Origin of the sequence: Streptomyces sp. B3I8, assembly GCF_030816915.1 — a bacterium.
In the GTDB taxonomy this organism is placed as follows: Bacteria; Actinomycetota; Actinomycetes; order Streptomycetales; family Streptomycetaceae; genus Streptomyces.
Genome location: NZ_JAUSYN010000001.1, coordinates 251,971 through 264,597 on the forward strand (window position 1 = coordinate 251,971; position 12,627 = coordinate 264,597).

The 12,627-nt window shown below is 69.6% G+C and carries 12 protein-coding genes and 3 pseudogenes; 12 read left to right on the top strand and 3 right to left on the bottom strand.

The annotated features are described in order from the left end of the window. Positions 1-144: 144 nt before the first annotated feature. On the top strand, positions 145-678 hold the full coding sequence (locus QFZ64_RS01350) for a winged helix-turn-helix domain-containing protein (protein WP_307061394.1): 534 nt from the start codon (positions 145-147) through the stop codon (positions 676-678). A gap of 254 nt (positions 679-932) precedes the next feature. Here QFZ64_RS01350 and QFZ64_RS01355 read toward each other — a convergent pair whose 3' ends face one another. Beyond that, positions 933-1,124, bottom strand: coding sequence for a hypothetical protein (locus QFZ64_RS01355; RefSeq protein WP_307061397.1), 192 nt, complete (start codon positions 1,122-1,124; stop codon positions 933-935). 117 nt (positions 1,125-1,241) lie between these two features. Next, positions 1,242-2,126, bottom strand: coding sequence for a nuclease (locus tag QFZ64_RS01360; RefSeq protein ID WP_307061398.1), 885 nt, complete (start codon positions 2,124-2,126; stop codon positions 1,242-1,244). Positions 2,127-2,624: 498 nt separating this feature from the next. Between QFZ64_RS01360 and QFZ64_RS01365 the strand changes: the two are divergent. From QFZ64_RS01365 to QFZ64_RS01390, 6 genes and pseudogenes are all read left to right on the top strand, one after another. Next, positions 2,625-2,903: pseudogene (locus tag QFZ64_RS01365) on the top strand (phospholipase effector Tle1 domain-containing protein); the annotation flags it as partial. 92 nt (positions 2,904-2,995) lie between these two features. Continuing rightward, complete coding sequence (locus QFZ64_RS01370) at positions 2,996-3,346, top strand: DUF2235 domain-containing protein (RefSeq protein WP_307061744.1); 351 nt, start codon at positions 2,996-2,998, stop codon at positions 3,344-3,346. A 536-nt stretch (positions 3,347-3,882) separates the two neighbouring features. After that, the gene (locus QFZ64_RS01375) at positions 3,883-5,076 is read left to right on the top strand and encodes a M4 family metallopeptidase (RefSeq protein ID WP_307061400.1); all 1,194 of its coding nucleotides are present in this window, start codon (positions 3,883-3,885) and stop codon (positions 5,074-5,076) included. A 53-nt stretch (positions 5,077-5,129) separates the two neighbouring features. Next, positions 5,130-5,441, top strand: coding sequence for a protealysin inhibitor emfourin (locus QFZ64_RS01380; RefSeq protein WP_307061402.1), 312 nt, complete (start codon positions 5,130-5,132; stop codon positions 5,439-5,441). Positions 5,442-5,624: 183 nt separating this feature from the next. Continuing rightward, positions 5,625-6,941, top strand: a complete 1,317-nt coding sequence (locus QFZ64_RS01385; protein WP_307061404.1) for a peptidoglycan-binding protein — start codon at positions 5,625-5,627, stop codon at positions 6,939-6,941. A 27-nt stretch (positions 6,942-6,968) separates the two neighbouring features. Continuing rightward, positions 6,969-7,643, top strand: coding sequence for a peptidoglycan DD-metalloendopeptidase family protein (locus QFZ64_RS01390; RefSeq protein ID WP_307061406.1), 675 nt, complete (start codon positions 6,969-6,971; stop codon positions 7,641-7,643). Between the two features lie 98 nt (positions 7,644-7,741). On the opposite strand, the pseudogene QFZ64_RS35245 reads toward QFZ64_RS01390, so the two are convergent. Then, a pseudogene (locus QFZ64_RS35245) lies at positions 7,742-7,837 on the bottom strand (transposase); the annotation flags it as partial. 397 nt (positions 7,838-8,234) lie between these two features. Between QFZ64_RS35245 and QFZ64_RS01400 the strand changes: the two are divergent. The 5 genes and pseudogenes from QFZ64_RS01400 to QFZ64_RS01420 all read left to right on the top strand — a co-directional run bounded on the left by QFZ64_RS01400 (position 8,235) and on the right by QFZ64_RS01420 (position 11,898). After that, complete coding sequence (locus tag QFZ64_RS01400; protein WP_307061410.1) at positions 8,235-9,422, top strand: DUF2235 domain-containing protein; 1,188 nt, start codon at positions 8,235-8,237, stop codon at positions 9,420-9,422. A 170-nt stretch (positions 9,423-9,592) separates the two neighbouring features. Then, positions 9,593-10,156, top strand: coding sequence for a hypothetical protein (locus tag QFZ64_RS01405; protein WP_307061412.1), 564 nt, complete (start codon positions 9,593-9,595; stop codon positions 10,154-10,156). Positions 10,157-10,179: 23 nt separating this feature from the next. Then, positions 10,180-10,263: pseudogene (locus tag QFZ64_RS01410) on the top strand (IS5/IS1182 family transposase); the annotation flags it as partial. Positions 10,264-10,828: 565 nt separating this feature from the next. Next, positions 10,829-11,368 carry a hypothetical protein gene (locus QFZ64_RS01415; protein WP_307061414.1) on the top strand — a complete coding sequence of 180 codons (540 nt, stop codon included), beginning with the start codon at positions 10,829-10,831 and terminating at the stop codon, positions 11,366-11,368. Between the two features lie 89 nt (positions 11,369-11,457). Then, a complete protein-coding gene (locus QFZ64_RS01420) occupies positions 11,458-11,898 on the top strand; it encodes a hypothetical protein (RefSeq protein ID WP_307061416.1) in 441 nt (146 codons plus the stop codon). Positions 11,899-12,627: the final 729 nt, after the last annotated feature.

A 12,627-nucleotide genomic window follows, 5' to 3' on the forward strand; every position in this document is an offset into this window, starting at 1 on the left:
CAGCGATGCGGCGAGTGCGCCCCCACCCCTCCAGTGTGCGCCCGTCCCCCGCACTTCGCACATGCTTGAGGCGGTCCGGACAGGTGGGACTTTCGAAACACGTCCTACTGATCTTTTCGTGAGTTCGGTGGGTGTGGTGAGCGTGTGGGTGGGAGGCTGTCGGCGTGGCGTGTCAACCTTCCCCTTCGGCTGCCGGCTCCTCCCTTCCTCCTTTGTCGACCTCAGTTGGCGGAGGCGCGTCGTGTTCGGGCAGTCGAGTTGTTTGAGGACGGCGTCTCGAATGCGGAGATCGCGGGGGCGGTGGGGGTGTGCGCCGAAAGTGTGCGGCGTTGGCGGCGGGTGTGGGAGCAAGGTGGTGCTTCGGGCCTGCGGCGACGGGCCGCCACCGGGCGCCCGCCCAAGCTGGACGACACCCAGGTCGAGATGGTCCGGACCGCGTTGGAGCAAGGTGCCCAGGCCCACGGTTTCGAGACCGACCTGTGGACCCTGGAACGAGTCGGTGCGGTCGTCACCCGGACAACGGGAGTGGTGCTGTCGAGGGCGTCGGTACGGCGGCTGCTGACCAGCCGGCTCGGATGGAGCCTGCAGCGGCCCGAGCGGCGGGCGGTCGAGCGGGACGAGCCGGAGATCGCCCGCTGGATCGCGCACGAGTGGCCGCGCATCAAAAAGGGGCCGTGAACACACGTGCCTGGAACGTCTTCCCCGACGAATCAGGCGGCTCCCTGCTTCCTCGGATCCGCCGCACCTACTCCCCCCGAGGGCGGACTCCGCTCCTGCGGCACCGCCTGAACCGGAAGCGCGCATCGATGGCCGGGGCCTTGGGCTACCACTCCGCCGACCCCGGTCGCGGGGCCCGCCCGTGCTTCCACCTCAAGCCCGCCCAGCTACGACACCGCCGCCCTCATCGAGGTCCTGGAACAGCTGAAGGTGTCCTACCGCGGCGAGCGGGTGGTCCTGGTCCGGGACGGCCTGTCGGCCCACTGGAGCCGGGCGCTGCGGGCCTCGGTGGATTCAGCGCGTGTCGCGTCGGGCAGGCACAGCCGCAGACGCGGCCGGACGGTGGCGGGATCGAGGTCGTACTCGCGGCGCGGGCGGACGGCCACGGCAGCGACGCGGTCGCCCATCCACGTGGGGCAGGTAGGCCGTTCAAGGGCGATGCCCGCGATGCGGCGCTGCTGGTCTGACAGCGAGGGAAAGGCCCAGGAGGAGGCGGGCGGCGGGCACGGCTTCTCGCGGCCTGTTCATTTCTCGACGAAGATGATCTCTTCGGGCTGGTGGGTCATCCTCACGGTGTTGCCGTTGGTGATCTCGATGGCGTGTTGCAGGCCGGTGATCTCCTTGGAGTCCGGCGGCATGTGGAACTTGTCGGCGCCTCCGCCCAGAAAGGAGGGGAGGCAGGCCAGGGACGGGTCAGTGGGGTTGAGGTCGAGGTATTCCTTCAGCCGGCGGAACAGCTTCGGGAGGATGACCGCTCCGTCGTCGGCCGTGAGCGAGGCCATTTTGGTGATCTTCACTCCGGACTGCGTCACGTCCCTGGCCCACACGCCGAGCGGGGGTGTGGATTGCCGCGCCTGCTGGGCGGCGGCCGCGAGGACCTTGCGCAGGGAGACGGGAAAGCCGGTGTAGAAGGTCGGGTAGGCCAGGCCGAGCGAGACCAGGTGGTAGTTGGCGGTCTTCTTCAGCAGGGCGTCGTCGACGTTGATCTCGTAGCCGCTGCACCCGGGCGGGCCGCCGCGGCCGACCAGGGCCACACAGCGGCCGTAGAGGTCGGTGCCCCGGGTGAGGATGAAGCCGGGCACGTCGGCGGGGGTGAGGGTGACGGTCTCGTCCGGGTTACGGACAATGCTGGTGAAGCCGAGGAACTTCAGCAGTTCGTCCGCGGCCTGGTGTGCGAGGCCGATGGGCTGATGCTGGTCGGGTCCGTAGGGGCCCCCGTAGTGGGTCTCCAGCGCGTCGATGCCTTCGAGCCGGACGTTGGCGTGGCCGTCGGCGGCGGGCAGGATCGGTTCGCACCCGGGGACGAGTTTCCAGTCGGCCACGTTGTCCGGGATGAACGGGACGGTGTCACCGTCAGGCTTGGCCTTCTCCGAGACCTTGAACGAGCCCTTGATGAGCAGCATGGGCATGGCGACTCCCTCTCACGAATGACACTCGGTATTCGGATAATGACACAGAGTGCATACGGGTGTGCGGGGGTCGTCCGGTGCCGGAAGCTCTCCCCCGTGCCGCCCCGTGTGCGGGCCGTCCGCCTGACCTCGGTCTGCGGTCCGCCCGGCATGGACAGCACCGGTGGCTGCTGTCCGGCGGGCCGGGTCCCCCGGACGGGGTGGCGGACCGGCTCAGCGCCGGCCCGGGCGGCCGGCCCGGTGTTCCTCGGGTGCCCCTCACGGGCGGCCGGCCCGGACGGGCCGGCGGATCCCGCCTCGTCAGCGCCCTCGGCCGGGCGTACGGCAGCGCTGGGGGCCCGCGCACCGGGGCGGCCCGCTCGACCGGCGGTCGCCTCACCGTGTGCGGGGCCTGTCCGAGGCACCTTTCCCTGACATGCCGACACGGCGGCCGGCAAGGGCGGTCGCCGTCGACCGGCGTGCACGACGGTGGAGAACTCCCTGCGATCGAGCGAACAGGTGGACGAGCGCCGTCGGCCGGAGGCGCCCTTCCTCCGGCGCCCGGCACTCCGGCACGGCTCGTCGCAGCCGACGGCCCGGCGGCGTCTGCTGAATCCACGAGGAACCGGTGGGCCAGGACGTTCCGGGACAGCGAGCCACGGGCCCGACGACCTGTCCCTCTTCGGCTTCAGCCGTGGCGCGTTCACCGTCCGCGGCCTTGCGGGGCTCGTACGCAACAGCGGGATTCTGCGCAGGGGCCACGCGGACCGCACGCGTGAGGCCTGGGCGCTGTACCGCGACCGGAGCGAGCGGCCCGTCGGCGCCGCCACGTTGTTCCGCAGGACCTACGCCCGGGAGCCCCCATCCGTTTCATCGGTGTGTGGGACACCGTGGGCGCCCTGGGCATCCCCGCCCCCGACGCCGCGTGGCCGCGGCCGGCGGTTGACCGGTTCAACCGGGGCTGGGCGTTCCATGACACCGAGCCGAGCAGCTGGATCGCCGCCGCTTTCCAGGCGCTGGCCATCGACGAGGAACGTTCGGCCCTCTGCCCGGCCCTGTGGCATCAGCAGCGGGGTGCGGCCGAACCGGGGCAGGAGCTGAGGCAGGTCTGGTTCGCCGGGGTGCACCGCGATGCCGGCGGCGGCTACCGGGGAGAGCGGGCTGTCCGACATTCCTCTGCCGTGGATGGCCGGGCAGGTCCACAAATGCGGGCTGCGCTTCCGTCCCGGCGCCCTCGGTGAGAACGGGCCCGGGACGATGGACTGGGAAGCGAGCACCGCGTTCCGGGTGCGGCCGGACGGCCTGGGCCGGCCGCACGCGTCACGGACCGGAGGACACCGGCCGGCCGGGCCGCTCTACCGCCCGAGTCGCCCTGTGCCGGGGACTTGCGGGCAACGCTCGGGCTCCCAGGCGGATGCCCGGGGGCCGGTGGGTGACGCCCGGTCCTTGACGCGGCACCCGCGGCCACCCGAAGAGGCGGGGCACATGCGGACAGTTAGGTGAAACCGAAAGCTCAACGCCCTTTCTTTGCCTGGGCGGTGAGATGTGGCACCGCACTCGGGACCCTGCGAGACTGGTGGGGAGGCAGAACTCTCAAGGTGACACATGAGACGTGGCCGGCGGCCCGGTCCGCTCTGGCCGGCCGCGTGTCACAGTCCGGCCCCTCCGCACCGCACGCCCCCGCGCGGCCGGCAGTTCTCCTGCCGCGGGCGGTACAGGCGGACGGGAAGGGGCACGTCAGCGAACGGACCTTCGTTCTCGACCACGGAGCCTTTCCATGACAAGCGAACTTCGCATGCACTGCGCGATTCCCCCGTACATCCTCGAGGACCTCCTGGGGAGCGATGACGGCGAGGTGCGGCAGGCGGCCCTGAATTCCCTGCTCACCACTGCCCGTCTGAGGGGTGAGCGGACGGTTCTGGCAGCCTTCCCCGGCGCCGCCACGCCCGGCAACGGGCGCAGGACCGTCTTCGACTGCCGCAACGGCACAGATCTCGCCCTGGCGGTACTGGCCCGGTCCGAGGACGGCCAGCCGTCCACGGACGGCGCCGCCAACCGTGCGTTCGACGCCCTCGGCAGGACCCGGGACTTCTTCCAGCAGGTCTTCGCCCGGAACTCCGTCGATGGTCAGGGGATGCGCCTGGACGGCTACGTCCACTACGACGAGAAGTACAACAACGCCTTCTGGGACGGGCGTGAGATGTGCTTCGGCGACGGTGACGGGATCATCTTCTCCGATCTCACGGGCTCGCTCTCCGTGATCGCCCATGAATTGGCGCACGGCGTGACCGAGCACACCGCGGGACTCGCGTACCGGGACCAGTCGGGCGCTCTGAACGAGTCGATGTCCGACGTGTTCGGGACGCTGGTCGAGCAATGGACACTGCATCAGACGGCCGAGCAATCGGACTGGCTGATCGGCCGTGAGGTTTTCACCCCCAAGGTCCAAAAGGACGCTCTGCGATCGATGAAGGCCCCGGGGCACGCCTGGGCACGGGACCCCCAGCCCGACCACATGTCGCATTACGTCCACATGTCGGGGGACCACGGCGGGGTGCACTTCAACTCCGGGATCCCGAACAAGGCTTTCTACCTGACGGCGTCCGCCATCGGCGGATACGCGTGGGAGGCCCCGGGGATGATCTGGTACGAAGCGCTCAAGGCGTCCAACAGTGAGACGCGGTTCCAGGAATTCGCCGACACCACCTACCAGAAGGCGGGAGACCTCTACGGTGACGGCGGCACCCCGCAGCAGGCCGTACTGGGCGCGTGGCAGCAGGTGGGCATCACCCTCACCGGTATCCCGGCCGGGGTGGCGAAGGAACAGGGCCGCACGGTCGGCGAGAGCGGTGACGCGGGCCGGCAGGACTCCGTGGCAGTGGCCAGGCAGGTCCAGACGCTGACCGGCCGGGTGCAGGAACTGAGCGACGACGTGGCCATGCTGAAGGGACGCATGGCCGGCAGCCGCTGATCGCTGCGCGCTCCGCCGCAACGGTGGAGCGCGCCGGATGGCTGTGAGGCGCCATGAGAATCACCCTGGTGACGGACGGCGGGCTGGCCGCCACCGTTCTCGCCGGCCTTGCGCCGCAGGTCCTGGACACGGACACCCTGTCCGAAGGAGCCGCTGCCGAGCTGGGCCGGCTGGTGTCCGCGGCCGCCGGGTCGGTGACGGAAGGAAGCGGGGAGCCCGCCGGCCCCGCGGCGGACGCGATGAGCTACTCGATCACGGTGGAACAGGGCGGCCGCACCCTTGTCCTGGTCCAGTCGGACACGACCATGTCTGCCGAGTTCGCGGCGTTGCTGCGGCGGCTGAGGGAACTCACCGCGCGGCGGTGACGCCGACACCGGCGAAGGCGGCGGCCAGTGGCCCGCTGTGCCGCCCGCCCACAGCATGTTTCCCGGTACCGGGCCGCCGTCGCCGCAGCGTCGGGACGAGGCCCTGCCCCCGGGGGCCGCCGGCCGCCTTTGCGGCCGCCGAACACCGCCGATGCCGGCAGCTGATCCACGGAAGGCAGGACGATGATGGCAATACCTCAGTGGCGCGGACTCGTCGATCACATCCAGAGCGTTCCCGAGGGTGTCTACGAGACGAATCTGCCCGGGACCGGCTACAACAACCGGACCCGGTTCGGGAAGCAGTTCGGCGAGGACGGGCAGTCGTGGTGCGTCATGTTCGACTGGGACATGTACGCGGACGTGAGTTTGGATCACCTCGTGCCCAAGACCGACAGAGTCACCGCCTTCAGCGACTGGGCGCGTGTGCGCGGCCAGTGGTCCGAGTACCCCTCGATCGGGGCGTGGGTCAACCTTTCGCAGGGCAGGCACACCGAACTCGTCGTCGGCTTCGACGCCACACACATCCGCACCAAAGGCGGCAGTACGGTGGCCGAGGACGCCACGGACGCCGGTCGGGGAAATGGCGTCTACTCCCACCGGACCGAGCGCAGGGGCTCCGAGGTCGTCGGTTACTTCGCGCCCGCGTTCGAGGACGGATGCCCGCCCACGGCCGACCCGGACGACCCCCGGGGCGCCACAGCGATGGAGTCCTGGCTCTGGCCCGGGACGGCGCTGCCCGTCGAGGAGCGTACGGCGACCGCCTCGGAACTGGTACTGGGGGCCCGCAACACGTCGGTGCGGACCGTCCAGAGCGCCCTGGCCGGGGAGGTCGGGCTCGACTACGCCGCCGCACCCGGGACGTTCGGGCCCCGCACCAGGGCGGCAGTCGCGGCGTTCCAGCGCAAGCTGGGTCTGACCGGCTCCGACGCGGACGGCGTGTTCGGCCGCTACTCGCTCACCGAACTGGGGCGCCGGCAGGGCTTCACCGTCCTCGGGCTGGACTTCTTCGACGGCCGGCACCGGCCGGACGAAGAGGCGGCGGCTCCGGGGACACCGAGCGCCCGGGGCCACGCCGCGATCCCGCTCGATGAGGTGACCTTCGCCCACGTGACGGACGCGAGCACCACGGCCGCGGCCAAGGAGGCGTGCCGGCTCCTCGGCGTGCCGCAGACCCACTGGGTGCCGGGCATCCTGGTGGCCGCCAAGCGCGAGTCGTCGTACAACTTCAACGCGGTCAACACCTGGGACAGCAATGCCGTCGGTCCCCGACAGAGCGACGGTCATCCGCTCAACTGCTCGCGCGGCGTCCTCCAGGTCATCCCGCCCACGTTCGCCGCCTACCACCACCCCGGCACCCCGGACGCGATCTACGACGGCGTCGCCAACATCTGCGCCGCCATGCACTACGTGATGGTCCGGTACGGCGTCTACCGGGACGGTTCCAACCTCGCCGGCCGCGTCCGCCAGTTCGACCCCACGCGCCGGCCCGGCGGTTACTGATCACCAGCCATCGAAGGAATACCCCCCATGTCCAGGTCCGTACTCCTGTCCCAGGTCATGCCCGGCGCGCACAACGACAGCGTCCTGATCGTCCAGAAAGCCCTGGCCGCAGCCGTGGGCCTCGACTTCAGCTCGGGCCCCGGCGTCTTCGGCCGACTCACCCAGGACGCGTACGCCAGATGGCAGCGCCACCTCGGCTTCTCGGGCGCGCAGGCGGACGGAATCCCGGGAGAGGTGTCACTCAGGAAACTCGGAGAACGTTTCGGCTTCGAGGTCGGTCCCGACGGCCACCACCCCTCGCACACGTCGAGCGGCCGGGCGGACTCCCCGGTGCCCGGGCACCACGTCACCTACCCCTTCGGAGTCAAAAACCCGCGCTACGCGGCCGGTTACCACACCGGGGACGACTACGCCGCGCCGGTGGGGACCACCGTGGTCGCCGTCCTCGACGGCACCATCCGGTGGTCGAACGACAACGGAGGCGCGTACGGCCACTGGATAGGCCTCCAGGCCGACAACGGCCGGGTCTACGTCCACTGCCACCTCTCGCAGCGCGGCGTCGCCCCCGGCCAGAAGGTCAAGGCGGGCCAGAGGATCGGGAAAGTCGGCAGCACCGGCAACGTCACCGGCCCGCACCTCCACTTCGAGGACCACCCGGCAGGCCCGTTCGCCTACGCCCAGTGCCGCGAACCGTCATGGTGAGCGAGGCGTCGACCCCGAACGGCACACACACCCAGACAGCGGGCAAGGACACACGGGCAGCGGGACCACCACCGTCCCCCCTGCACTCAATACCGGCCCACCCGGGAAGGGGCGACCCCGGCGAAGGACGCGAAGGCGGCCTCGGAGCGGAAGCGGCCCGGATGCGACCAGTTGACCAGGATCTGTGCTGCGGTGCCTCGATCCAGGTGCCGATCGCGCTCCGCAGCTCCTGGCGGGTGGCGCTGCGGAAGAACGTCCTCGACCGCCGTGCCTGGGCCACGTGTGCCACCTATCCGTGCAGCAGTCCCGATCGACACTTTCCATGAATATCTGTGCTGATCACAGAAAGCGGGGGATCTGTCCCTGAGCGGTGGTCAGGACCACGGTCGACCGGTGCGGGTTCGCTCTCCCCGTGTGCCTCCTCGGCGCCGCGCTACCTGACGGCAGAAGGAGGGGAGGTGGCGCGGGCAGTCCGCGTGCTCGAGTGGTCCCCGTCCCCTCGCACCCCTCACAAATGGCGCGGCCCGACGGGTGGTGGAAGCATGGAAGTGGTGTCAACGCCACTCCACGCTCTCGCGAGGAGGGATGGTCATGGCCAAGCGTCTGGTCGTCTGCTGTGACGGCACATGGAACTTCGCCGACCAGCCGAGCAAGACGAACGTTGCCAAGGTCGCTCTGTCCGTGCGTCAGGGGTCCGCCGGCGGGAAGGAACAGCGGGTCTACTACCACAGCGGCGTCGGTACCCAGCAGGGGGAACGGCTGCGGGGCGGCGCCTTCGGTGTGGGGCTTTCGCGGAATGTCGCGGACGCCTACCGGTTCCTCGTCGAGACGTACGAGCCCGGCGACGAACTGTTCCTCTTCGGCTTCAGTCGGGGCGCGTTCACCGCCCGCAGCCTGGCGGGGTTGGTGCGCAACAGCGGCATCCTGCGGCGGGATCAGGCCGGCCGCGCGCAGGCGGCGTGGTCCCTCTACCGCAACCGGGTCGAGCATCCGAACGGCGTGGCATCCACGTTGTTCCGCCGCTCGTACGCCCGCGAGACGCGGGTCCACTTCGTCGGGGTGTGGGAAACCGTGGGTGCTCTGGGCATACCTCTGCCGGACGCCGCTGCGCTTCGGTGGGCGGTGAACGGGTTCAACCACCGCTGGGCGTTCCACGACACCGAGCTGAGCAGCTGGGTCGAGGGGGCCTTCCACGCGCTGGCCATCGACGAGAAGCGCTCGGCGTTCCGGCCGGCGCTGTGGCACCAGCAGCCCGACGCCGCCCAGCAGGGACAGGAGCTGAAGCAGGTCTGGTTCGCCGGGGTGCACTGCGACGTCGGAGGCGGGTACAGGGAGGCGGGACTGTCCGACATCTCCCTGCTGTGGATGGTCGACCAGGCGCGGCGCTACGGGCTGGAGTTTGACGAGGAGGCGTTCAGCTCGACCGGGCCGGCGGAGACGAGGCCGCAGAAGAGCGTGGACTTCCGGGTCGAGCCGGATGGCTCGGACGAGTTGCACGAGTCGCGGACGCGCATGTACCGGCTGGCCGAGGTCTACCACCGGCCGCTGGGCAGTGCGGTGAACGACAGGGCCGAGCCCGACGGGAACGAGTTCGTGGCGGTCCCGGCCAAGGAGCGCTACGACCGGGACGGCGGATACCGGCCGCCGGAGCTCAGGCGGTATCTCACCCACCAGGAGCGGGTCCGCCTGGAGCCCGTCCTACTGCCGGGCCTCGCGGCCGGCCTGCCGCCGATGCCGCCCGCCGCGTCCGCGCCGGGGGCCCGCCGCACCACCCGATGACTCAGCCCGGATCCACCGGCCGATGTTTCCGAGGTCCGATTTCTCGCCGAGGGCTGATAGTGGTGTGGGGTACGGGTTCGAGGGAGTGCAGCGCCCGCTGCACTCGGGTCGCGGCCTGTCCGAGGTGTCTTTCGAGTCGGGGCTGGCTGCCGAAGGTCGCCCCCGTCCCGGTGGCCAAGGGCCCCCGTCGGATCGCCCTGCGAGACCGCCCCTACCTGGCCCTGACCGTCCTGGACGGCATCATGGCCATCCAGTTCAAAGTGTTGACCGTGGCCATCCCCCTGTGGCTGGTCACCCACACCGAAGCCCCCCACTGGCTCATCTCGGGCACCATGCTGCTCAACACCCTCCTCGTCATCGCCTTCCAGATACGCGCCGGCCGCAACATCGACAACCCCAGCGCCGGAGCAACGGCCTACCGCCGCTCCGGCGTCGCCTTCCTCCTGGCCTGCGCACTCATCTCCATGTCGGCCGGCGTGCCGTCCTGGGCTGCGGCAACCCTCCTCCCGGCCGCCGTGGCCGTACACACCATCGGCGAACTGTGGCACTCCGCCGCAGGATTCGAAGTCTCCTTCGCCCTCGCCCCCCAGCACGCCACCGGCCAATACCTCGGAGTATTCGGACTCGGCGCCGGCCTGGCAGAAGCAGTCGGACCAGCCCTGCTCATCTCCCTATGCATCACAATTTTAAGGGAACTGCCCCTCCGCCGTATTCATGATCACGCTGCGCCGTGAGCAAGTGCAAGCCGTACCCCAGCGACCTGTCCGGCCTGGCCCGCATCAAGGACGGCCGCAAGCCTGAACCGACCGCCTCCGTGATCGACACCCGGAGCGTGAAGACCCTCAACACGGCTTCGCGGGCCCGACGGTGTAAAGGCCCACAACTCCGGGCCCCCCGGATCGAAACGCAACGGTGATGCTGCCGTTTTCCCGTCCCGCAGGTGGCCGCCGCCCGTGGGGACCGGTTCACCCGTCAACGATGTCGTGGCCGAGAGCGGCAGCACGTCTTCACCATCTCGTCGCTGCCTTCCGGGTGAACTTCCCGTTTGGATATACGGCCAGGATGAAAGTTCGCTTCCCGTGCTGTCTACTGGCTTGTGACCGGTGGCTTCGGGGTGTCGGTGACTGGCCAGCATGAATTCGGGCCGGTCGACCGCCCACGCTTGCCTGTTTATGGTTACGACAAGTGCGGGAGTCCCGTGGGTGAGTTCGCACCGGCACTCAGCCCTGATTTCGACGAGCAGGCCCGGCGTGAGGGCTTGACCGTGGTCATCGGTACCGGATCAGTGGCGGCGGCAAACTTAGGCGGTCTGGTCTACGAACTCGGCAAGGCGCAACCCGGTCCGACCATTGTGATCCTCACTGTGGCAGCCGAGCGGTTTGCGATGCCGGCGACTGTGCGGCACCTTGGTGCGATGCCCCGTTCTGCGGGAGGAGACCACTGCCCCCAACCCGCTGGTCGTCGACATGTATCGCGAGCGGTTACGGCTGGGCCGACCCCTGATCCTGACAACGCTCGACGCCGCCGACATCCGGAAATGGATCGACTCCGACGGCATCGTGGTGATGAACGTCGACACGAGCTATCCAGGCACACGGCACACACGGCCCCTGCCGTTTCTCGACGGTCGCCTGACCATCCTGGTCGGCCTGCTTTCGTTTGCCGTGAGGAGGTCCTTCGACGTCCGGGCGGTCGCCGCTCCCGGGGCGGCCGGACAGGTCTCCGTAGCAGTGAGTTCCCCACTGCCCGGCGACATCGAACAGGTTCTGTGCGGACTCGGCGCCTTCTTCGAACGCTGGACGGCCGAATGTCCCGAGCGATGGATGGCCTGGGGCAGCCTCGACGAAGGGCCGGACAGGCACCGGAAACCGGGCTCTTGCCTGTCAGCCGTCTACGAAGCTCGCTCGGAGCATCGGTCGGCTCACGGCCTGAGTCATGAGTCATGAGTCATGAGTCATGAGTCATGAGTCATGACTCAGCGACACCGTGTTCGACGGGCCCGGTGAGAACGCCAACGAAACCGAAGGGATGAACGATGGGCGCCACAACCCTGGAACAGTTGAAGGCCCAGTACCGCAAGAGCGGTGCTCGAGCCGGCATCAAGCTCGACGACACCGAGATGCGGAGCGCCATCTCACTGCTCGCAGACCACGGACCTGTAGTCAAAGCCCCTGGCGCAGAACTCCGCTACATCGAGGGCCTGCTGAGGCTGCCCCTGGATTCCATCGTCGACTTCGCGATCATCCCTGCCTCCGGCCAGTCACGTTGTCCATGTGGCCGAACCCCGACCGCGCTGGACATCGTCGCCCACGCCGTCGCCCACAGGGTGCACGAAGAGCAACTGCTGCGCGACACCGTCATCGGCGTGTACAACCTGTTCGAGTTCGCCGATGAAGGGCGCACAGCGCCGTGTCAGCGGTGCAACCGTGAGTTCACGGCCAGCGGCTACTGGACCGATAACTACATGTACGCCTGAGTCGGCCCTTCAACGAGGCGCTGAGGTCTGTCCCGTAGCCTCGATCTTTCGTGACGGTCCACCGGCGGAGTCGGTGGACCGTCACGAGCACGATCCGGCTCCGGCCGGGAAGGAAAGTGCCCGCACGCACCGCAGACGGATTCCGCTCTGGAGGACATGCCGCGCACCGTGGGCACTGCCACCGGGCCGTGTCACGGTGCTGTCCCGACATGCGGGCGAGCTGGACCTCTCCTAGTGTGCATTCCACGCCGGTTCAGGTGTGATGTCGAGACGCCTACGCGCCATCGCGGCAGAGGCCATCGCAGTCCGAGATCCGAGGAGCCACCTTGGTCAAGCAACGCGCCTCCCGGCCGCTCGCCTCGGTAACGTGCCGGCCGGAGGCCGGCTCTTCGACGGGATCACTGGCCCACTGGCGCCCGCCCCGCCTGTCCGGCCCCTCGCCCCGGACCGTGAGGTCGGTTCGGCGGTCGCGGCCCTGCGGCCACTCCATGGCGCCGCCGCCATGACCCAGCCTCTCCTCCACTGCCAACCCCCGGGCCGTGCCGGCTGTCCGGGCGGACGACGTCGCGGTGACGGCGGAGCCCTGGTGTTCCGCGAGCCCGATACGGGGTCGGACCACATCGTCGGCGCGGGAGCCGGCGGGTGCCATCCGCAGCTGGCCTCGCCGCCGTCCGCATGCGCGACCCGCCTCCTCGGCGCCGGTGACGCCACGAACCGCCGAAAGGCCGG